This is a genomic window from Trueperella pyogenes, assembly GCF_001070855.1.
GTDB classification, from domain to species: domain Bacteria; phylum Actinomycetota; class Actinomycetes; order Actinomycetales; family Actinomycetaceae; genus Pauljensenia; species Pauljensenia pyogenes_A.
This window is the reverse complement of sequence record NZ_JVLH01000012.1, coordinates 110,560-130,766: the sequence shown is the minus strand read 5'-3', so window position 1 is coordinate 130,766 and position 20,207 is coordinate 110,560. Positions and strand designations below refer to the sequence as shown.

General features: G+C 56.9%; 20 protein-coding genes. 11 read left to right on the top strand and 9 right to left on the bottom strand.

Annotation, left to right across the window (positions count from 1 at the left end; genetic code table 11):
* Window positions 1-73 precede the first annotated feature (73 nt).
* A complete protein-coding gene (locus tag ADG72_RS05965; RefSeq protein WP_048713330.1) occupies window positions 74-712 on the bottom strand; it encodes a MarC family protein in 639 nt (212 codons plus the stop codon).
* Window positions 709-1,554 (bottom strand): PHP domain-containing protein, encoded by an 846-nt coding sequence (locus tag ADG72_RS05960; RefSeq protein ID WP_048713329.1) that lies wholly within the window; start codon window positions 1,552-1,554, stop codon window positions 709-711. The genes ADG72_RS05965 and ADG72_RS05960 overlap by 4 nt, the downstream gene beginning before the upstream one ends.
* A gap of 57 nt (window positions 1,555-1,611) precedes the next feature.
* On the opposite strand from ADG72_RS05960, the gene ADG72_RS05955 reads away from it, so the two are divergent.
* Window positions 1,612-3,144, top strand: a complete 1,533-nt coding sequence (locus tag ADG72_RS05955; RefSeq protein ID WP_048713326.1) for an aminopeptidase P family protein — start codon at window positions 1,612-1,614, stop codon at window positions 3,142-3,144.
* A gap of 58 nt (window positions 3,145-3,202) precedes the next feature.
* On the opposite strand, the gene ADG72_RS05950 is transcribed toward ADG72_RS05955, so the two are convergent.
* The gene (locus ADG72_RS05950) at window positions 3,203-3,883 is read right to left on the bottom strand and encodes a general stress protein (protein WP_048713325.1); all 681 of its coding nucleotides are present in this window, start codon (window positions 3,881-3,883) and stop codon (window positions 3,203-3,205) included.
* 102 nt (window positions 3,884-3,985) lie between these two features.
* Here ADG72_RS05950 and ADG72_RS05945 point away from each other — a divergent pair, with 102 nt between their 5' ends.
* The 10 genes from ADG72_RS05945 to ADG72_RS05900 all read left to right on the top strand — a co-directional run bounded on the left by ADG72_RS05945 (window position 3,986) and on the right by ADG72_RS05900 (window position 15,287).
* The gene (locus tag ADG72_RS05945; protein WP_019127241.1) at window positions 3,986-5,275 is read left to right on the top strand and encodes a magnesium transporter MgtE N-terminal domain-containing protein; all 1,290 of its coding nucleotides are present in this window, start codon (window positions 3,986-3,988) and stop codon (window positions 5,273-5,275) included.
* Entirely contained in the window at window positions 5,268-5,843 is a 576-nt protein-coding gene (locus tag ADG72_RS05940) for a DUF1003 domain-containing protein (RefSeq protein ID WP_048713323.1), read from the top strand. The genes ADG72_RS05945 and ADG72_RS05940 overlap by 8 nt, the downstream gene beginning before the upstream one ends.
* A gap of 42 nt (window positions 5,844-5,885) precedes the next feature.
* Window positions 5,886-7,016, top strand: a complete 1,131-nt coding sequence (locus ADG72_RS05935; protein WP_048713322.1) for an Mrp/NBP35 family ATP-binding protein — start codon at window positions 5,886-5,888, stop codon at window positions 7,014-7,016.
* A gap of 95 nt (window positions 7,017-7,111) precedes the next feature.
* On the top strand, window positions 7,112-7,747 hold the full coding sequence (locus tag ADG72_RS05930) for an O-methyltransferase (RefSeq protein WP_048713318.1): 636 nt from the start codon (window positions 7,112-7,114) through the stop codon (window positions 7,745-7,747).
* 304 nt (window positions 7,748-8,051) lie between these two features.
* Window positions 8,052-9,677: an anthranilate synthase component 1 gene (locus ADG72_RS05925; protein ID WP_048713315.1), complete on the top strand. Its 1,626-nt coding sequence runs from the start codon at window positions 8,052-8,054 to the stop codon at window positions 9,675-9,677.
* 1 nt (window position 9,678) lies between these two features.
* The gene (locus tag ADG72_RS05920) at window positions 9,679-10,344 is read left to right on the top strand and encodes an anthranilate synthase component II (protein ID WP_048713312.1); all 666 of its coding nucleotides are present in this window, start codon (window positions 9,679-9,681) and stop codon (window positions 10,342-10,344) included.
* Between the two features lies 1 nt (window position 10,345).
* Window positions 10,346-11,377, top strand: a complete 1,032-nt coding sequence (gene trpD / locus ADG72_RS05915) for an anthranilate phosphoribosyltransferase (protein ID WP_048713309.1) — start codon at window positions 10,346-10,348, stop codon at window positions 11,375-11,377.
* Complete coding sequence (gene trpB / locus ADG72_RS05910) at window positions 11,374-13,674, top strand: tryptophan synthase subunit beta (RefSeq protein WP_048713306.1); 2,301 nt, start codon at window positions 11,374-11,376, stop codon at window positions 13,672-13,674. The genes trpD and trpB overlap by 4 nt, the downstream gene beginning before the upstream one ends.
* Window positions 13,671-14,528 (top strand): tryptophan synthase subunit alpha, encoded by an 858-nt coding sequence (gene trpA / locus ADG72_RS05905; RefSeq protein ID WP_048713304.1) that lies wholly within the window; start codon window positions 13,671-13,673, stop codon window positions 14,526-14,528. Before trpB ends, trpA begins: the two co-directional genes overlap by 4 nt.
* 3 nt (window positions 14,529-14,531) lie before the next feature.
* Window positions 14,532-15,287: a HisA/HisF-related TIM barrel protein gene (locus ADG72_RS05900; RefSeq protein WP_048713301.1), complete on the top strand. Its 756-nt coding sequence runs from the start codon at window positions 14,532-14,534 to the stop codon at window positions 15,285-15,287.
* On the opposite strand, the gene ADG72_RS08455 is transcribed toward ADG72_RS05900, so the two are convergent.
* The 6 genes from ADG72_RS08455 to ADG72_RS05875 form a co-directional block, all read right to left on the bottom strand.
* Window positions 15,270-15,434: a DUF3117 domain-containing protein gene (locus ADG72_RS08455; RefSeq protein WP_065427159.1), complete on the bottom strand. Its 165-nt coding sequence runs from the start codon at window positions 15,432-15,434 to the stop codon at window positions 15,270-15,272. The two genes, ADG72_RS05900 and ADG72_RS08455, sit on opposite strands and share 18 nt — an antisense overlap.
* Window positions 15,435-15,523: 89 nt before the next feature.
* The gene (locus ADG72_RS05895) at window positions 15,524-16,258 is read right to left on the bottom strand and encodes a TIGR00730 family Rossman fold protein (protein ID WP_048713299.1); all 735 of its coding nucleotides are present in this window, start codon (window positions 16,256-16,258) and stop codon (window positions 15,524-15,526) included.
* Window positions 16,259-16,266: 8 nt separating this feature from the next.
* The gene (locus ADG72_RS05890; RefSeq protein WP_048713459.1) at window positions 16,267-17,328 is read right to left on the bottom strand and encodes a BMP family lipoprotein; all 1,062 of its coding nucleotides are present in this window, start codon (window positions 17,326-17,328) and stop codon (window positions 16,267-16,269) included.
* A 10-nt stretch (window positions 17,329-17,338) separates the two neighbouring features.
* Complete coding sequence (locus ADG72_RS05885) at window positions 17,339-18,403, bottom strand: mannose-1-phosphate guanylyltransferase (protein ID WP_048713296.1); 1,065 nt, start codon at window positions 18,401-18,403, stop codon at window positions 17,339-17,341.
* A 63-nt stretch (window positions 18,404-18,466) separates the two neighbouring features.
* Window positions 18,467-19,060: a 50S ribosomal protein L25/general stress protein Ctc gene (locus tag ADG72_RS05880; RefSeq protein ID WP_048713292.1), complete on the bottom strand. Its 594-nt coding sequence runs from the start codon at window positions 19,058-19,060 to the stop codon at window positions 18,467-18,469.
* 137 nt (window positions 19,061-19,197) lie between these two features.
* Window positions 19,198-20,178, bottom strand: coding sequence for a ribose-phosphate diphosphokinase (locus tag ADG72_RS05875; protein ID WP_048713290.1), 981 nt, complete (start codon window positions 20,176-20,178; stop codon window positions 19,198-19,200).
* Window positions 20,179-20,207 lie beyond the last annotated feature (29 nt).

The window sequence follows — 20,207 nt, the reverse complement described above, 5'->3', positions numbered from 1 at the left end:
TAGCACTGGACTAAGCCTACTGTAGCCCCATAAAGCGGGGCGAGATAAAAAAGATGACGGACTGTCAACCTGGCTACTGAACGATTCCAGCGTTCTTAATAAAGTCGAAAACACCACCCATGACCAGTTCAGTTGCAATAGCGGCCAAAAGCACACCGGAAATCTTCGTGAGCAACATAATGCCGCCCGTTCCCAGGAAGCGTGAAAGCTCCAAAGCGAAACGCATCGACAGCCAAATCACCACGTGGGTTGCAACGACAGCACCGACAACGCCAACAATGGAACCAACTGTGTGGGCCTGTGCCATCGACACCATCACAGCAACAATCGCACCAGGACCCGCAAGCAGCGGAATCCCCAGCGGAACCAAGGCAACATTCACTGCGTCATCACCGGTATCGGGCTGCTCCATGTCGCTGGAGGTCAACAATTCCATCGCCACCAAGAACAACAGCACGCCACCGGAAAGTTTCAAAGATTCCATTGAAATATGGAGTGCGCGCAAAATCTGCTGCCCAAGGAAAGCGAAAGTGAGAATGACTCCGAAAGACACCAGCGACGCTTGGAAAGCCGCTTTACGCTGAGCAGTGCGCGACAGCTTAGAGGTTAACCCCAAGAAGACAGGCATCAAGCCCATAGGGTCCAAAATGACGATCAGTGTCGCAAAAGTCGTCAACAAGACCGTAATGTCCACAACAGAACCGATACTCATGGGTGCAGGACCTCTAAAAACGCTTCCTCTTCAAGTTTGTTCAGCACCGACTGATCCGTTAGGTTTTCACCAAGTTGATTCGGCTTTCCTAAGCCGTGATAGTCGGAGGAACCAAATACTTCCAGCTTCAAACGGCGTGCGATCCGCTCCACATCGGCTCGATCCTCTTCGGCATGATCACGATGATCGCGCTCAATCCCGAACAGGCCCGCGTCCTTCATCATATCAATGACTTCCTCTGGCAGAAGCCTTTGGCGAGCCCGCGCGCGTGGATGAGCCAGCACAGGGATTCCCCCGGCGGCTCGAACCAGCTCCACAGCATCGACGGGGTCGGGTGCCCAGTGCATGACGTAATACTTACTAGAAGGATGCAGAGTCTGAGTAAAAACGGCACTGCGATCAGGAAAAGCGCCTATTTCAACCAAGGCATCCGCAATATGTGGACGCCCAACCGGTCCATCTTCAGGAGCAAGAGCACGCACTTGCTCCCACGTGATTGAGTAGTCTTCTGCGAGGCGTTCAACAATTTTTTGCGCGCGAGTGAGACGCGACTCAGTCGCTCGACGCTGCACTGCAAGCAGGGCCTCGTTCGTGGGATCGGGAAGGTATCCCAGAAGGTGAACAGTGATCCCCTCACGCGCACAAGACAACTCCACCCCACGCACCAAGGACACCCCAGTTCGCTCAACGCACGCTGCGGCCTCGTCCCAACCAGCGTAGGTGTCGTGGTCGGTCAGCCCCACGACATCCAAATGTGCCTGACATGCCTTCTCCATGAGTTCGGCGGGAGTATCAGTTCCGTCCGAATACGCACTGTGTGTATGAAGATCGATCCTGGTCATGTATTTAGAATACGGTCCACGTAGCACGCCGCACAGGGAAAGTGAGACCATGACACTATGACTACGACTGAAACAACCTCCGCGGAAGAAGCACCCGATTCTTTGGCTGAGCGCGTGAATAATCGCTCGCGCCGTCCATCCTCAGATGCATTCCGAGAATTCATGGGCTCCCAATGGGGGCCGCGTCCTGATCCGGGTATTACTCGATCGGCCGTTGCCGACTACCTTCCCGCGCGCGCAACTGCAGCCGGAGAGCCTTTCAGCGGGGAACGACTGGTCATCCCCGCAGGTTCCTACAAGGTTCGTTCCAACGACTGCACATACCGTTTCCGCGCGTACTCGGCCTTCGCTCACCTGTCTGGCCTTGGACAAGAACGCGAACCCGATTCAGTGATTGTCCTTGAACCCCTTCCCGAAGGCGGTCACGAGGCAGTGCTGTACTTCAAGCCCCGCACTTCCCGTTCTTCCCAAGAGTTCTACTCCGACTCGCGCTACGGCGAGTTTTGGGTGGGTGCCCGCCCATCCCTCGAGGAAGTTTCAGCCGAAACCGGTTTGCGTTGCGAGCACATTGATACTCTTCGCGATGCTCTGGCCAAGGATGCGGGAATCGTTCGTTTGCGCGTGGTTCGCAATGTCGACGAGGCCGTGGAAGCCATGGTCAACGAGGTGCGCATGCAGGCAGGCCTGCCTTTTGGTGGCGACGCGGCCGAAACCGATGATGCTTTGGAAGAGCGCCTGTCAGAAATCCGTCTGTGCAAGGACGAGTTTGAGATCTCCGAACTGCAACGCGCAGTCGAGATCACAAAGACTGGATTCGAAGATATCCTTCGTTCACTGCCTCGAGCCATTGGTCACCGCCGTGGCGAACGCGTCATTGAGGGCGCCTTTGGAGCGGTAGCCCGCGAAGAAGGAAACGGCCTAGGCTATGACACCATCGCCGCCTCGGGCAACCACGCAAATACTCTGCACTGGATCGATAACGATGGTCCGGTGAACGACGGCGACCTGGTTTTGGTCGATGCCGGTGTTGAGGTTGATTCGCTCTACACCGCAGACATCACCCGCACGCTCCCCGTCAATGGAACCTTCTCCCCCACTCAGGCGAAGGTTTACCAGGCAGTTTTGGATGCCTGTGAGGCCGCACTTGAACGCGCGAACCAGCCGGGAACCCGCTTCCGCGATGTTCACGATGCCGCTATGAAGGTTATTGCCGCACGCCTGGAAGAATGGGGCCTGCTGCCCGTCAGCGCAGAGGAATCGCTTTCTCCCAACGGCCAGCAACACCGCCGCTGGATGCCTCACGGAACCAGCCACCACCTGGGTCTGGATGTTCATGACTGTGCTCAGGCGCGTCGCGAAATGTACCAGGATGCGCTGTTGGAGCCAGGAATGTGCTTCACCATCGAACCCGGTTTGTACTTCCGCGCCGATGACATGGCCATCCCCGAGGAATTCCGCGGAATTGGCGTGCGCATTGAGGATGACGTTTTGGTGAACGCTGATGGCAGCGTCACCCGAATCTCAGAAGACATCCCGCGAACCATTGCCGATGTTGAGGCGTGGATTGCCAGTGTTCAGGGACGCGCATAAGTTTGAATGCACAAGTGGCCTCGTCCCAGTCGGGACGAGGCCACTTCGCGTATATACGTCAGTTCTGTGGATCGGTTTGCGAGCTTTCGTCGTCGCGTTGTTCCGTGCCGGCAGCGCTGGCATCAGTTTCTGACAGTTGCGACAAACGCACTCCAAAACGAGGCTTCTCATCGGGACGCGAGCCGTACTCAGTCGGGCCACTGCTTTCTCGTACCGGGCGAACTCGACGCGGGCGCATCTGATTACCTTCGGTCTTCTGGAGAAGATCGAAAGCTTCACGAATGCGATCACTACCGGCAGCCTTCGAAATGATCACCGCATAGCGACCAGCGACTACCTGGGACTGAGAATAAAAGTCCCCTCGGCGCCGGCGGATCAAGAACATTGCAGTGCTTAAGCAAGATGTGATCAGGGCACCCGCCAACATGCAGGCACCCACCCAGACCATTGTGTTTCCTTGATTGACAGAGAGTACGATGCCGATCATGGCGCCCCAGAGCGCGCCGTTCATCACCGCCTGGGAAACCGCTCGAGCCCAAGTCACACGCCCGATAATTCGCTCAACCGAATAGAGGTCGGTACCAACCACGCTGACGTTCTCAACCTCAAAGTCATTGTTGGACAAGACCTCAAGCGCTGCCAAAGCCTGATCGTAAGAGGCATAGGAAGCAACTTCGGTGCCGTCAGGCAGGCTTCCACCCCCACGGGTCCGCCGGGTTCCGCTCACAGGTACGCTCATACTTTTCCCTTTCGTATTCTGCCATCGTAGCGAGAACTTCCCTGCCGTGGGCGGGTAAGAAGTTCGCTCTGGGGATAAACTGGCCGGGTGAGCAGTGCACCTATGAACGTCGGAACAACCGGACGCCGAATCTACATCGGCAAGCTTGCCGGTACCTCCGTCTTTGACCCGCTGGGCGAGAAAGTCGGTGTCATTCACGACGTCGTCGTGACATTTCGCCTGAATTCGACCGCCAACGTCATCGGCTTTGTCGTCGAGGTTGGCCCCCGAAAACGCGTGTTTCTGCCCTTTACTCGTGTGACGGCAATTGAATCCGGTTCCGTCATCACAACTGGACTGCTCAATATTCGGTCTTTCAACCAACGCCCCGTTGAAACGCTTGTCATCACTGAGCTTTTCGATCGCGAAGTCACAATGAATGACGGAAGCGGCGTTGTGAAGATCCTTGACGTCGCCATGCAGCAACGCCGGCCTCGTGACTGGATCATCTCCACTCTGCACGTCCAGCGCGTTCGCACAACAACTTTGGGCTTCAAACGCGGTGGAACAACCATGACGGTTCGCATCGATGAGGTCTCTTCACTGCTCAAGACCGATTCAAACCAAGCGGCGACCGCTCTGATTCAACACACGGAAGACATGAAGGCAGCGGACCTCGCAGACTTCATCCACGACCTTCCTACAGAACGACAGCTGGCCGTCGCAACGGAGCTCCCCGACTCACGTCTTGCAGACGTGCTGGAAGAGCTGGGCGAAGACGACCGCGTGTCGATCGTTTCTCAACTGGAATCCAAGCGCGCTGCGGACGTTTTGGACGCGATGCAGCCAGACGACGCGGCTGACCTCATGTCTGAGCTTCCCGTTGAAACAGCACAGTCTCTGCTGTCCTTGATGGAGCCCGATGAAGCTGCAGACGTTCGTCGACTCATGGCCTACAAGGAATCAACAGCCGGTTCCTTGATGACCACCGAACCGGTCATCTTAGCCCCCGATGCGACTGTGGCTCAGATGCTCGCTTCTATTCGTCGTTCCGACCTTCCGGTTTCTTTGGCCGCAGCTGCTTTTATCGCACGACCGCCCTTGGAAACCCCGACGGGTCAATACTTAGGTGCTGTCCATTTCCAGCGCGCACTTCGCGAACCCCCCAATACGCTTGTGGGGACCATCATGGACACCGACCTCGACAGGCTCTCCCCCGACGCTCACGTCGCGACTGTGACGCGTCTGCTGGCGACATACAACCTGACAGTTCTTCCCGTTGTCGATGAAGATGGTCATCTCTTGGGTGCTGTGTCTGTTGACGACGTCTTGGATGAGCTTCTCCCCCGCGACTGGCGCGACTGGGATGATGATGTCACCGACCGAGTAATGGCAAGGAGTATTGATGGCTGATCGTCTTGATACCCCGAGCGAGCGGAAGTTTAAACTTTTTCGCCGCCGTTCCTCTGGCGATGGTTTCGGCCAGTTTGCCGAGGCCACGGCCCGCTTCATGGGTTCGCCGAAGTTCATCCTCTACATGACGATTTTCGTCGTCTCGTGGATTGCCGCGAACGTCCTCCTTTACAAGGTCTCAGAAAAGTACGCGTGGGATCCTTACCCCTTTATTTTGCTGAACCTCGCTTTCTCAACCCAGGCTTCATATTCGGCACCTCTGATCCTTCTTGCACAGAACCGTCAAGATGATCGTGACCGCGTCCAGGCAGAACAAGATCGTCAACGCGCGGAACGCAACCTTGCCGACACCGAGTATCTGACCCGCGAAATTGCTGGTCTTCGCCTTGCGCTACAAGACGTGGCAACGCGCGACTTCGTACGCTCGGAACTGCGCGATATGCTTAACGACCTGCGCGAGGAACTTGACGAGCGCGACGAACGATTTGCGCAGCTAAGCGCACAGGGAAATCCAGATCAAGCAGAGGATTCTGCGGATCTGTCTACTCCGCTTCACGCCGACAGCTAAACCAGTCTGCGCAAACCGTTGCTGGGTCATAGGATTGACACCATGACTTTGACCTCGCAGAACGTTCTTGATGCCCTGTCGGCTGTTATCGACCCCGAAATTCGTCGTCCAATTACCGATCTCAATATGGTTGATTCCATCAATATCGATGGTTCAACGGTTTCGGTCACAATCTTGCTGACGACAGCGGGGTGCCCTCTGCGAACAACGATCTCAGACGACGTCAATAAGACTCTCAGCGCCCTGGATGGCGTGACGGATGTCAAGGTCACCATGGACGTCATGAACGATGAGCAGAAAAAGGCTCTTCGCGAGAAGCTCAACGGCGGTCGCCCCGAACGTGAAATTCTGTTTGCCCGCCCCGATTCTCTGACGCGCGTCATTGCCGTCACCTCAGGAAAGGGCGGCGTCGGCAAGTCCTCGATGACCGCAAATCTTGCCGCCGCGATGGCTCGTCAAGGCCTCAAAGTCGGTGTGATGGATGCCGACATTTACGGTTTCTCAATTCCTCGAATGCTGGGAGTGAGCCACGATCCTCAGGTCATCGACGGAATGATCATTCCGCCTTTGGGAGCCGAAGGAGTCAAGGTTGTCTCGATTGGCATGTTCGTTCCCGATGGCCAGCCCGTCATTTGGCGTGGCCCTATGCTGCACCGCGCACTTCAGCAATTCCTTGCAGATGTTTTCTGGGGCGACCTTGATGTTCTACTCATCGATATGCCTCCCGGCACCGGCGATGTCGCAATTTCGATCGCACAGCTCCTGCCCAATGCTGAAATTCTTGTTGTGACAACTCCGCAGATTGCTGCAGCTGAGGTCGCTGAGCGCGCCGGTTCGATCGCAACCCAGACGGATCAAAAAGTCATCGGCGTCATCGAAAATATGTCCTACCTCCCCCAGCCTGACGGCTCCAAGTTGGAGATCTTCGGTCACGGTGGCGGGCAGTCTGTATCTGATCGCTTGAGCGCCCAGCTGGGCTATTCGGTTCCGCTTCTGGGACAGGTTCCGCTGGACATTTCACTGCGCGAAGGCGGAGATGCTGGCGATCCCGTTTCAACACACGAAGGTCCCGCTGCGCAGGTCCTCCAAGAGCTCGCGGGCTCGCTCGCTCACGCCTCGCGCGGACTTGCGGGACGCCCACTGGGTGTCGCTCCCCTGAACAAAACCATTTAATTCAAGGAATCGCCGCCACAATGGCGCGTAGTCATCAAGTTGACATGGGTTGTGCGTAACCTATGAGACATAGGTACACGAGTGCGGAGGAAAAGATGGCGTCAGATAAAGCCTTGAGTTGGGTTTTCGCAGAAGAATTCGTCGAGGAAAACGAGCTTCTTGCGCAAGCTCGCGAGGCTGCCACCGATTTGGGTGCTGATCCTGTCTCAACCGGAGTTGGTGCCGCCCTTCGTCTTCTGGCTGCAACCTGCGGCGCAAAAGCAGTTCTGGAGATTGGTACGGGTGCCGGTGTTTCTGGTCTCTGGCTGCTCCAAGGCATGTCTCCCGATGGAGTTTTGACCACTATCGATCAAGAGGTTGAATTCCACAAGCACGCGCGCCGCGCCTTTGCGGCAGCTGGGATTCCTTCCCAACGTACCCGCCTCATTGCCGGTCGAGCGCTGGACGTCCTGCCCCGTATGGCTGCCCGCGGTTACGACATGATGGTGATTGATGCACCCAACGCCGAAATCCCCGATTATTTGGATCATGCGCTCCGCGTCCTGCGCCCCGGTGGACTAATCGTGATCGTCCACGCTCTCTGGCATGACCAGGTTGCTGATCCCGCGCAGCGCGATGAGCAAACCGTCATGATGCGAGAGATTGCAAAGGTTCTGGGAGCTTCTGAGGAGTTCATTCCCGCTATGCTCCCCGTTGGTGATGGCCTTCTTGCTGCAGTCAAACGACGCTGAACCAGGCCGCAACTTCTACTCTTCTTTTGGCGCCCGTCGATCTCGTTCTCGCGATCTACGGGCGCCGCTCTTTCAGGTTCCCTTATCCAATTCGCTTTGCATGTCTCACTTATTGGCAGCGTTGGCGCCCCCGCGCACCCCGCATTAGTATGAAAAACATGTTTGGTACTTCAGCATCGCAGATGTGGTGGTGGCTCCCCTAAGGGCGGGCCTCCTTTGACGTACCTGGAAATGATCAAGGCTCGCTCATGTGGCGGGCCTTTTTCGTTGCGCTGGCTCGCCGAGGGCAAGGGATAGGAACACAATGACACACGCAGACACACCCCACGTGATCTCGCGAGAGGTGCGCTACCACCCAGACGGCGGCGAGCTTTTGGCTTACCTGTGCGACAAGGGTTTGGTCCCCCAATCGGCCTCGGGCCACCCAACACGAGTCGTTCTTTTGGATAGCGCCGATATCGCTTCTAAACAGCACCTCACCACCATTGCAGTTCTTGATACTTCTGCGTCGATTCAATGCGATGGAGACTCCGTGCGCATCACCTCAACCAACCCAGTTGATGGCCAAAGTGCACTCGACCAAGTCTGTGAGGCTCTCCCGAGTGCTCTACGCGAGCGGAAGGACACGCACGCTCTCTTTGAGCTTCCTTCCCTGCGCGAAGACGAGGCCGATGAGGAAACACGCTTGAAAGAGCGCGCAACCATGGAGCCCTTGCGAGTTCTCACCGATACTCCAATCGATCACCCGCACCTACCTTTGGTCGCCGGAACCGTTTCTTTTGATTACCTCGCAACATACGAATCCCTACCCGATGTCGACCAGGGTTTTAATTCCTGCCCTGATTACCTGTTCTTCCTTGCGCGAATCATCTTGGTCGTCGACCATCCTTCTCAAAGCGCCAACATTGTCGGAGCCTCACTCGACCGTGATTCTCTTGAGCAGCAAATCGATGCGCTTGCCCAGGCAATCGACCACGCTCCTCTGTCGACCAAGACGCCCACGGCCTCGGAAATAAAAATCGATCCTTCATCGCAGCCGCTTATTGCACGCCCAACGATTTCTGATGATGACTTCGAGGCTCTGGTTACGACCATGCAAGAGCACATTGCTGCTGGCGATATCTACCAGGTCGTTCCCTCGCGCGGTTTTATTGCGGATTGCCCGAATGCACTGAGAAGCTACCGCTTTTTGCGAGATGAGAATCCCAGTCCATACATGTTCTATATCGGCGCGGACAACTTCGAGCTTTTCGGTGCGTCTCCGGAATCCTCGCTGCTCCATTCAGCAAAGGACGGAACGGTCGCAATTCGCCCCATTGCCGGTACCCGCCCCCGTGGCTTTGCCCCAGACGGCAGTATCGATCACGAACTAGATATTCGCTTGGAACTTGAATTGCGTTCGGATGCGAAGGAAGTTGCTGAGCACGTTATGCTCGTCGACTTGGCACGCAACGATGTCGCACGCGTTTCACAACGAGGAACTCGTCGCGTTGAACAGCTCTTGCGCGTCGACCGTTATTCCCGAGTCATGCACCTGGTATCTGAGGTCAGCGGCACCCTAGCAGACGATTTGCATCCCTTGGATGCTTTCCGCGCGTCGATGACCATGGGAACACTGACGGGCGCTCCAAAGCTTCGCGCGGCAGAGCTCATTCGCAACTACGAAGGTCAGCGCCGCGGCTCATATGGTGGTGCAGTTGGTTACCTTCGAGGCGACGGCGAGCTCGATACCTGCATCGTCATTCGTTCAGCCTTCGTCAAGGACGGGCAAGCGATCGTGCAGGCGGGGGCCGGAGTAGTTGCCGACTCTGTCCCCGCTCGCGAGGCTGAAGAAACCGTCCACAAAGCAAGCGCTGTTTTGCGCGCTTTGGCCGCGTCAACCGGGCGACCACTGGCCATTTCCTCGAATGCGGAAGAAAGCGAGTTCTAAGATGCGCGTCATTTTCCTGGATAACCGCGACTCTTTCGTCTACAACTTGGTGGATTTAACCGCCCGCGAGGCCGCAGTTCAGGTCTTCCGCAATACGACCCCAACTTCAACGCTTCTCAAGGCACTTGTTCCAACCGAGGCTGAGCGCGCTGCGGGCGAACGTCCCCTTTTGATTTTTTCCCCCGGTCCGGGCCACCCCCGAGGCGCAGGAAACATGATGGAGATCCTTGAGGTGGCTCTCCGTGAGAATATTCCAACCCTGGGGATTTGCCTGGGTTTCCAAGCAATGGTCGAGGCCTGCGGGGGCGTCGTCGGTCCCGTAGGGGCAACCCACGGGCGCACCGACCGCATTGAGCTTACCGAGGCCGGCATTGAAGATCTTGCCTTCTCCTCAATTGCAGAGGCGCCTCGTCCCGGTGATGATGCTGAGCACGGATATATTTCCGTCGCTCGTTACCATTCTCTGGGCACGCGCAGCCTTCCCGATGCTTTGGTTTCCCTGGCACACACCCGTGATGGGATTGTCATGGCTGCGCGTCACCGCAGTGCGCCGTGCATCGGTCTGCAATTCCACCCAGAATCGATCCTGACTCCGGCTGGGCCGCTTCTTCTGCGTGCCCTGCTGGCTGACCTAACCCTATCCACCGCAACTAATTCAAGGAATTGACATGAGTGAGTCCTTTCTGCGCCGCGCATTGAACGGTCACGTATTAGACCAGGAACAGGCACGTTCCGTTTTCGAGGAAATGTCACGCGGGGAACTCAGCGAAATTGAAATCGCAGCTTTCCTTGGAGCGCTTCACGCACGCGGTGAACAGCCCAGCGAGATCGCAGGTGCGGCGGAAGCTTTCCGCTCAGCAGCACAGCACTTCACAACAACTGCCCCTGGCGTCATTGACGTCGTCGGAACGGGCGGTGACGGTGTCGGAACAATCAATATCTCGACGGCCTCGGCTTTCGTTGCGGCCTCCATGGGACTCAAGGTCGCCAAGCATGGTAACCGCGCAGTGTCTTCGAAGGCTGGAGCGGCAGACCTTATTGAGGCCGCAGGTATCCCCCTGGACCTCTCCCCCGCTTCTTCGGCGAAGCTCTTGGAACGCACCGGTTTCTGCTTCTTATTCGCGCAGAAGTATCACCCCGCAATGCGCTATGTCGCACCCGTGCGCGGTGCTTTGAAGAACCCGACCATCTTCAATCTCATCGGCCCCTTGGTAAACCCCGCACCGCTGTCCTACCAAGTGCTGGGGGTCGGTAAGCCTGAGCTCCTCGACGTCGTTGCGAAGGCCTTGGCATCCTTGGGGCTGAAGCACGCACTGGTGGTTCACGGAAACGGTACCGACGAATTCGCCGTCCACGGTCCCACCGAGATTCGCGAGATCACCCAAGAGGGCATTGCCTCCTTTACCCTGAGCCCTGAGGAGCTGGGAATTACTCCTGCTCCGCTGGCAGAGTTGGTCGGTGGGGATGCAGAAGAAAACCTGCGTCTAATCTCGGAGATCTTCGCCGGGAAGGGCGCGCCGGCCCAGCGCGAGGCCATCGCTGCGACAAGCGGCGCGATGCTCTATCTGGCGGGCAAGGCGGAATCTTTGAACCAGGGAACCGAATTGGCGCTGTCTCAGCTCTCCAGCGGCGCCGTCGCCTCCCACCTTGAGACCATCGTTTCGACCGCGCGCGAATTGAAAGAGCAGGAGAACCAGTGAACCAGCCGTCTTTCTCTCCCATTTCCACGCGATTGCGCGAAACCGGGACAGTCCTTGATTCGATCGTCGCTCAGCGTCGGACGCGTCTTCCTGAACTTCACGAGGCCTACGGACACATCGATCCCCTGACGCTTCCTCGCTCGACGCGCTCTTTTGAGGACGCACTACGCACGCGTCGTTACGACGAACAGATAGGCTTCCAGCCTCGTCCCACCGGCCCGGCAATCATCATGGAGTGCAAGTCCGCTTCACCGACTCTGGGCACGATTATCGAAGGTGCATATTCTCCGCGCCTCTTGGCTCGCGCCTACTCGCGCTACGCGGCAGCGATCAGTGTGTTGACAGAGCCCGACCGTTTCAACGGCAATTTCGCTGATGTTGATGAGGTACGAGATGAGGTTAACCAGCCTGTCTTGTGCAAGGACTTCATCATCGATCCCATTCAGATCACCGCTGCTCGCTCTCACGGGGCAGATGCGATCCTACTGATGCTGTCCGTTTTGGACGATCAGGACTACACAGAGCTTTCCTTGGCAGCACATCGACTGGGATTGGATGTCCTGACCGAAGTCGACAGCGAAGAGGATATGCACCGCGCTCAGCGCTTGGGCGCACGCATTATTGGCATCAACAATCGTGACCTGCGCACGCTTCAGATCGACATTACCCGCACGCAGAAGCTTGCTCCCCTTGCTCCAAAGGGAGCGGTAATCGTTGGAGAGTCTGGCATTCATTCACGAGATGATGTGCTGACTCTTGCCCCTTACGTCGACGCACTGTTGGTTGGCTCCTCGCTGTCGGGATCGGATGATCCCGCGCAGGCTGCTTGGGAGATCACAGGTGGACAGCCCAGTGCCGGCCACGCCTTCCTCGAAGAAGCGGCGCTCCACACCTCGTGGAAGCCCTACTCCAGTGAACGCCTCGGCGCAAAGACGGAGGGCACGAAGGACGAAGAAGCTCCCGAGCACCCAACGAAGCTTTCCCCTTACTTCGGACAATTCGGCGGCCAATACGTTCCTGAGCTTTTGATCCCCGCACTGGACCAGCTTGAAGAAGCATTCGTTCAGGCAATTGACGACCCAACTTTTATCGAGGAGATCAATACCCTTCTCCATCAGTTCCTGGGACGCCCCACCCCAGTCACAGAGCTACGCAACCTTCCCGGTGGCGGCGCTCGGATCTTCCTCAAGCGTGAGGACCTGGTCCACGGAGGCGCACACAAGGGTAATCAGGTTCTGGGGCAAGCTCTGTTAGCTAAGCGCATGGGTAAGACACGCATCATCGCTGAAACCGGAGCCGGCCAACACGGGACCGCAACCGCAATGGTATGCGCACTTTTGGGATTGGAATGCACGATCTACATGGGCGCAGTCGATGTTGTTCGACAGGCTCCAAACGTCGAGCGCATGGAACTCATGGGGGCAACGGTTGTCCCCGTGACCGCGGGGAGCGGAACCCTCAAGGACGCCGTTAACGAGGCCCTGCGCGACTGGACCGCAACCTTTAAGACCTCGCACTACCTGTTGGGAACCGCGGCCGGCCCGCACCCTTTCCCCACAATGGTTCGCGAATTCCACCGCATTATTTCAACCGAGGCGCGTGCACAGATCCTCGCACAAACCGGTGCACTCCCCGACGCGGTTATTGCGTGCGTGGGTGGCGGCTCGAACGCAATTGGTATGTTCGCCGACTTTATTGACGACCCATCTGTTGCGCTCTACGGTGTTGAGCCTGCGGGTGAGGGACTGAATTCCGGACACCACGGCGCGGCAATCCACGAGGGTAAGGTCGGTGTTCTTCACGGTGCGCGCTCCTACCTCATGCGCACCGATGAGGGACAAGTCGAAGAATCCTATTCAATTTCCGCAGGCTTGGACTACCCCGGTGTTGGTCCCCAGCACGCCTATCTGGCTGCGAGCGGCCGCGCTCACTACGTGGGAATTACCGATGACGAGGCCGTCAACGCCTTCATCGAACTCTCTCGTCATGAGGGCATTATTCCGGCAATGGAGTCTTCTCATGCCTTGGCTTACGCCCTCAAGATGGCGCGTGAGCTCAAGGATACGGGTCATACCGAAGGCCTTGATACACGCGAAGGACACGTCCCCACACTGCTCGTATGTCTATCCGGCCGAGGCGACAAGGATCTCGACCAAGTACGCGAGCGCTTGGGAGGCTCCTTCTCCAGGGATGGGGCGGTTGCCCGCGCCGCTGAATTGGTTGCACAAGAACGTGCCGGCTTTGGAACCCATAGGACCCATTCCTATGATCTGGGTTCATCTAAGGAGGAACGATGACTCGCTACGCATCAATGTTTGAGCGCTGCGCCGCGCAGGAACGCGGGGCAATCGTCCCCTTCGTTATGCTGGGTGACCCTACCCCTGCGTCCTGCGAGGCCATCATCGAGGCGCTCATCGCCGATGGCGCAGACGCTCTGGAGCTCGGGATTCCCTTCTCAGATCCGGTCGCAGACGGCGTTGTTATTCAGGAAGCACACCTACGAGCCCTTCAGGCCGGTACTGCTATCGATGAGTGCTTCAGGATCCTCTCTCGCATTCGCAACTCACATCCAGATCTCCCCATCGGTCTGCTGGTCTACGCGAATGTGCCCTTCTCCATTGGTGTTGATCGTTTCTATGACCTCTGCGCGCAAGCGGGAGTCGATTCGGTACTCATTCCAGATCTCCCGATCCGCGAGGGCCATCCATTCGGAGAAGCAGCACTCAAGTCGGGGATCGACAGTGTATACATCGCTCCCCCATCGGCCTCGCCTCGCACCCTGAGCGATGTCGCACACTCTGCACGCGGCTATGTCTATGCGGTCTCTCGCGTGGGCGTGACGGGCGCGGATCACGAGGCCTCGACCGTGGGCTTGCACGAGGCCGTCGCAAAGCTTCGCGAGGAAGCGGCCGCACCTGTTCTCTTGGGTTTTGGGATTTCGCGACCTGAACACGTGCGTGCCGCACTCCAGGCGGGAGCAGATGGCGCGATCTCAGGTTCAGCAATCGTACGCATCATCGCCGAGCATGCGGCAGAAATTGCGGAAGAGGAGAAGAACGGTGCTCGCGATGCGCTGAACGAAACTCTTCTGCGGCTGGGTGAGTTCTTCGCACCGATGTACCAGGCAACCCTAAATCACGGAAACAACTGAGTCGTGGATATTCTCCCCGCCCTCGACATTGCCAATGGTCGGGCCCTCACGCACCGTAAGGCTGACGGACGTGAGGATCAGGCCAGTGCTGATCCCTTCGAGGTTGCACGTTCCTTCGTCGCTCAGGGCGCTCGCTGGATTCATCTGGTCGATATCGATGCGGCCTTTGAACGAGGAAACAACTCAGATCTGCTTTCTGAGGTGATTTCTGAGCTCCGCAGATATGAAGCATCCACCTCAGGCAGGCACGCCCCTGAATGCCGCATCGAGTGGTCTGGTGGAGTACGCAGCGGGGACGATATCGAAGCTGCGCTTCAGGCAGGTACCGATCGCGTCAATCTGGCTTCTCAGGCCTTGGTTGATATCGATCGGGTCCGCACCTTGATCGCTGAGTTCGCCGGGCGCCTCAACATCTGCATTGACGTAGAGGGCGATCGTATTCGTCCACGAGGCGTTGATGGGGACGCGGGAAACCTTTGGGAAGTCTGCCGCACTCTGGATCAAGCGGGTGTGCAGCGCTACATCGTCACCGAGCTCCAACGAGACGGGGCACTTATGGGACCGCCCGTAGACCTACTCAGAGATCTACGGGCGAAAACACCTACGCTTCTGGTTGCCTCCGGAGGAATCCGTCATGTCGAGGATATCCACACCTTGAGGCGTGAAGGTTATCTAGATGGAGTGATTGTCGGCAAAGCGCTCTATGTCGGAAGCTTGACACTTGAGCAGGCACTGAGTGCCTCAGAGAGCGTTAGCTAAGGCCTGAGCCAGTTCCTGTGCTTCTTCAGCGTTGAGTTCGATGACCAGACGGCCACCACCTTCGCTGGGGATACGCATGACAATCCCACGGCCCTCTTTTTCTGCCTCGAGGGGGCCATCTCCGGTTCGCGGCTTCATAGCTGCCATGTTCGTTTCCCTTCTGAACGCCGGGTATTAAATACCGCTAAAAACACATTTATTCTACCGAGAATGCCGTGTTTAAGTAAGGTATTGAATTATTTGTGTCCAATTACTATTTCCACAGCTTCTTCGGGACTATCAACAATATGCAGAAGTTGAGGGTCATTACTTGACAGCATTCCCGACTCCTTCATTGTCGAATTAATCCATTGAACTAGTCCACCCCAATACTCGCGGCCAACCAAAATGATCGGGAAAGAATGCACCTTACCGGTTTGTACCAAGGTTGCAGCCTCAAACAGCTCATCCATGGTGCCAAAACCACCCGGCATCGCGATGAAACCAGAGGAATACTTCATAAACATGGTCTTGCGAGCAAAGAAATAGCGGAAATTAATTCCGACATTTACCCATTCATTCATTCCTTGCTCGTGGGGAAGCTCGATTCCCAAGCCGACGGAGGTCCCTCCTGCTTCCCACGCGCCCTTATTGGCTGCTTCCATAATTCCCGGTCCACCACCGGTGATCACGGCAAAGCCCGCTTGCACCAATAGGGAGCCGATGGAGCGCGCACGCTCCCAATCTTCACTTCCGGCAGGGGTGCGAGCCGAGCCGAAAACCGACACTGCCGGCCCCAACTCGGCCAGCGCTCCAAATCCTTCAACAAACTCCGATTGGATACGAAGCACCCTCCAAGGGTCCTCGTGCAGCCAATCCGCAGAGGACTGGGGACGCAAAAGTCCGGTATCGGATGTTTCGCGAGGGATCTTTCCTCCACGAAGGATCACCGGTCCTCGGCGATAGGAGGAATTCTGGTGTGCGTGTTCCATGGGAGCCCTCACTTACGGGGAGAAATCAACAGGGGATCAAATTGAGTCGTGATCACAAGGCTGCCAGTGAGAAGCTGCTGGCGCATCGAAGCCAAAGAATCCTTGAGCTCGGGGGTCATGAGCGCCTCATGAGCAGCGAAAGGAGCCAGCGTCACACCGTTATTATCAAGGGAATCGATAACCGCATTCGTTGAAAAATCATTTCCTCGTGCGGAAGAAATTGCCTCGGTCGCGTGATCCTTCGTGGTCGTAGTGACCGCCGTGATGACCTGAGGAAGGTCACTGGGAAGGTCATCACCCATCCAGACCAAGCGCTGGGCCGAGTTATTTCCAGCTGCCTCAAGTGCTTGGAGCGCACCTTGGTTTCCACCATCCGCGAAGGGGACCAAAATATCCGCACCCGCAGCAAGTGCCTTTGAAGCTGCATCCTTGATACTTGCCGGGTCATCGTTTCCAGTGAAGGTTCCGCGCATGCGGGTGGTATCCCATCCTTCAAAGCGGATCGATGTCCCATATGCGAGGTTGTAGGCGTCAACTCCCTGCGCAAAGGCATCCATCAGCGCTTGACGTTCGCTGGTTTCAACCCCACCAAATCCGGCAATAGTTCCGGTCGTCGTCAAACCGGCGGAAGCATAGCCGGCCATATAGGCGCCCTGGGTTGCGCGTGAGACAACAGCCTTGCCATTACTGGGCTCGATAGTCTTATTTGCTGATTCGAAGCCAGAATTAACGGTAATAAAGCGAACTGATGAGTTTTTCTTCGCCGCCTGGGTGATGGCCTGGGTCATTCCCTGGCCTTCGGAGATAACAATGGTGCATCCGCCCTTGAGAAGTGCATCCAGTTCGCCTTCGCCGGTGGCAAATTTTGCTTCCCCTCCAATTTCCGAGGCCGCCTGCGAAATTGCCCGTTTCGCCGGAGTCTGCGAGGTCGCGCTCTCCCACCCAGATGCGTCAGAAATTCCGCACAGTTGAGTTTGAGCATTTGAGGCAGGGGCTGAGGAGCAGCCGGCAAGGAGAAGCAGCAAAGCGCTTGTTGCTGCGCATAGGTGTGCACGCGCGAATCGAGTCATGGTTTTCATCCTAAAGGAGTTCTTCCTCTCCGCTCTGCGTCAACTGGTCAACCACGTGTTTCACGTCCTGCGCTCGATTACGGTCAACAACCAATATTGCGTCCTCTGTAGCGATGACAGCCATGTTCGGCGCCCCAATCAAAACAATCTTTTGGCCGGTCAAAGATCGGACGAATGAACCGGAGGAATCAATCCGAAGAGCCTGACCTTCTGAGCTAATCTGAGCAAGCGCATCAAAATCACCCACATCAGTCCAGCCCATGTCCGTCGCTGGAACAACGGCCACTCCTCCCTCCGAGGCAAGTGGCTCAGCGACGGCATGATCGATGGCAATCTTCGTGAGCGCTGGCCATTCTTCGCTGAGAGTCTTGGCGAAACCCTCGCTTTCCCATTGGCTTCCGATCACGCTTAGATGCGTATCCATATCGGGATGAAAACGCGTCAGTGCGCGAGCAAGAGTCCCCGCGGTCATGATGAACATTCCAGCGTTCCACAGGTAGCCCTGTTCACAGTAATGCTTCGCTGTCTCTTCATCCGGTTTCTCAACGAAAGAGCGCACGATAGATCCTTTTTCGGGAGACTCCTTTTCAAAGGGTTCTCCCGGCGCAATGTAGCCATAGGCTGTCGAAGGGGTCAGCGGCTTGAGGCCAATGGTGACAACGTAGCTCTTCTGAGCGACTTCCAGCGCACGTTCCACGCAGTCAAGAAGAACCTGAGGATGAGTAATCGTATGGTCAGCCGCGAAGGAAGCAATCGGGGCCTCGTCACCAAAGCGCTGGCGAATGACATAAGCAGCCAAACCGATAGCGGGCATCGAATCGCGCCCTTGAGGCTCAACAAGCACAGTAACATCAAGTCCCTGGGGGATCTGAGCACGTACGGCTTGTTCATGTGCACGCCCCGTAACAATCGTGAAAGAAGCTGCGATTGGAGCCAGACGATCAATGGTCTCTTGAAGCAAGCTCTTTCCACTCATGCGTAGGTCAAGCAGAAATTTCGGCCGATCTTTACGCGAGAGAGGCCACAGCCTAGAGCCCACTCCCCCGGCGGGAATAATGACGTGAAGTCGATTCATACTTCTCAGTGTAATAAAAAGGGAGGCTTGCCAAACGGCAAGCCTCCCTTAAGTGAAGTGAGCTCACTCAGCAGATTCTTCGGTAGCCTCGGCGGGTGCTTCCTCTTCCTCGACCTCGACGACCTCTTCGGAGACCGTGACAACGACGGTCTCGGGATCGAGTTCGGAGACAACGCCCTCGGGGAAGGTCACATCGGCGACGCGAACGGCGGTGCCGGCCTCGATACCGGTGATGTCAACCTCGATGGACTCGGGGATAGCGGTGGCGGGGGCCTTAACCAGCAGTGCGAACTCTTCCTGAGTGTGCTGGGTGCCGGCTGCGGACTCACCGATGATCGAAACGGGAACCTCGACGTCGACCACTTCGCCGGCCTTGACGGCCAGGAAGTCGGCGTGGAGAAGATCGCGAGAAACGGGGTGACGCTGAACTTCCTTCACCAGAGCAAGCTGCTTCTTGCCCTCGATGACCAGCTCGAGCAGAGCATTCTTCTGGCCACGGACAGCCAGGAAGAGCTCGTGAGCGGGGAGATCAACGTGAACGGGCTCGCCACCGTGACCGTAAAGGACACCGGGGACCAGGCCGGCGCGACGTGCGCGACGTGCTGCACCCTTACCAAATTCAGAACGGGTCTGTGCGACCAGCGTGGGGTTGCTCATGAGAGCCTCCTTCATATAGTTCATTCCACGCACCGGCGCTAGGAATCTGAAGGATAACCCTACAGAAAGCCCTGTCGATAACGGCGCTTTCGCGCCCTCGCCGGAGCAACCTAGCCAGAATAGCGCGTTTTGAGGCCTCAGGCGACCCCATCAAAGAGAGATGTGACCGATCCATCGTCGAAAACCTCACGGATTGCACGTGCAAGCAGAGGAGCAATCGGCAGGATTGTCAGCTTATCGAAACGCTTCTCAAGTGCAATGGGCAGGGTGTCGGTAACGATCACTTCCTGCGCACCACATTCGGAAAGACGCTGAGCTGCAGGATCGGACAAAATACCGTGGGTTGCAGCAACGATAACGGAGGAGGCACCCGCATTCATCACAACCTTGACAGCCTCAGAAATGGTGCCGGCGGTGTCGATCATGTCATCGACCATCACACACTGCTTACCCGCAACATCGCCAACAACGCGGTTAGCAACAGCTACGTTGGGACGGGTGGTATCGCGAGTCTTGTGGACGAAAGCCAAGGGGCATCCACCCAGCTTTGCTGACCACTTCTCCGCGACACGAATACGACCGGCGTCGGGCGAGACCATGCAGACATTGGACAGATCAACGTGCGAGCGCACGTAGTCAACCAGGACGGGCATCGCCCAGAGGTGGTCAACCGGACCATCAAAGAAACCCTGTTCCTGCGAAGCGTGCAGGTCAACACTCATGATGCGATCCGCACCTGCCGTCTTGTACAGATCAGCAATAAGGCGGGCAGAAATAGGTTCGCGCCCCAGGTGTTTCTTATCCTGGCGCGCGTAGGGGTAATAGGGGGCGACTGCGGTAATGCGCTTGGCCGATGCTCGCTTCGCTGCATCGATCATCAAGAGCTGCTCCATCAGCCACTTATTCACTTCACCGGTATGCGATTGCAGGACGAAGACATCCGCACCACGTACTGATTCGTTAAAACGAACGTAGGTTTCCCCACTGGCAAAGTCATAGGCGGTCGTCGGAGAAACCCCGCAACCCAACTCTTCGCCAACCTGCTGGGCGAGTTCAATGTGTGCTCGACCCGATACAAGAACCAGACGCTTTTCACCGCTGGTTACCAGCCCCGTCATGCGGTATGTCCCTCCCGTTTATGCGGACT

Bases quoted from the DNA above. Each gene is read 5' to 3' on its own strand.
- ADG72_RS05965 (WP_048713330.1), bottom strand. From the start codon at position 712: ATGAGTATCGGTTCTGTTGTGGACATTACGGTCTTGTTGACGACTTTT.
- ADG72_RS05960 (WP_048713329.1), bottom strand. From the start codon at position 1,554: ATGACCAGGATCGATCTTCATACACACAGTGCGTATTCGGACGGAACT.
- ADG72_RS05955 (WP_048713326.1), top strand. From the start codon at position 1,612: ATGACTACGACTGAAACAACCTCCGCGGAAGAAGCACCCGATTCTTTG.
- ADG72_RS05950 (WP_048713325.1), bottom strand. From the start codon at position 3,883: ATGAGCGTACCTGTGAGCGGAACCCGGCGGACCCGTGGGGGTGGAAGC.
- ADG72_RS05945 (WP_019127241.1), top strand. From the start codon at position 3,986: ATGAACGTCGGAACAACCGGACGCCGAATCTACATCGGCAAGCTTGCC.
- ADG72_RS05940 (WP_048713323.1), top strand. From the start codon at position 5,268: ATGGCTGATCGTCTTGATACCCCGAGCGAGCGGAAGTTTAAACTTTTT.
- ADG72_RS05935 (WP_048713322.1), top strand. From the start codon at position 5,886: ATGACTTTGACCTCGCAGAACGTTCTTGATGCCCTGTCGGCTGTTATC.
- ADG72_RS05930 (WP_048713318.1), top strand. From the start codon at position 7,112: ATGGCGTCAGATAAAGCCTTGAGTTGGGTTTTCGCAGAAGAATTCGTC.
- ADG72_RS05925 (WP_048713315.1), top strand. From the start codon at position 8,052: ATGACACACGCAGACACACCCCACGTGATCTCGCGAGAGGTGCGCTAC.
- ADG72_RS05920 (WP_048713312.1), top strand. From the start codon at position 9,679: ATGCGCGTCATTTTCCTGGATAACCGCGACTCTTTCGTCTACAACTTG.
- trpD (WP_048713309.1), top strand. From the start codon at position 10,346: ATGAGTGAGTCCTTTCTGCGCCGCGCATTGAACGGTCACGTATTAGAC.
- trpA (WP_048713304.1), top strand. From the start codon at position 13,671: ATGACTCGCTACGCATCAATGTTTGAGCGCTGCGCCGCGCAGGAACGC.
- ADG72_RS08455 (WP_065427159.1), bottom strand. From the start codon at position 15,434: ATGGCAGCTATGAAGCCGCGAACCGGAGATGGCCCCCTCGAGGCAGAA.
- ADG72_RS05895 (WP_048713299.1), bottom strand. From the start codon at position 16,258: ATGGAACACGCACACCAGAATTCCTCCTATCGCCGAGGACCGGTGATC.
- ADG72_RS05890 (WP_048713459.1), bottom strand. From the start codon at position 17,328: ATGACTCGATTCGCGCGTGCACACCTATGCGCAGCAACAAGCGCTTTG.
- ADG72_RS05885 (WP_048713296.1), bottom strand. From the start codon at position 18,403: ATGAATCGACTTCACGTCATTATTCCCGCCGGGGGAGTGGGCTCTAGG.
- ADG72_RS05880 (WP_048713292.1), bottom strand. From the start codon at position 19,060: ATGAGCAACCCCACGCTGGTCGCACAGACCCGTTCTGAATTTGGTAAG.
- ADG72_RS05875 (WP_048713290.1), bottom strand. From the start codon at position 20,178: ATGACGGGGCTGGTAACCAGCGGTGAAAAGCGTCTGGTTCTTGTATCG.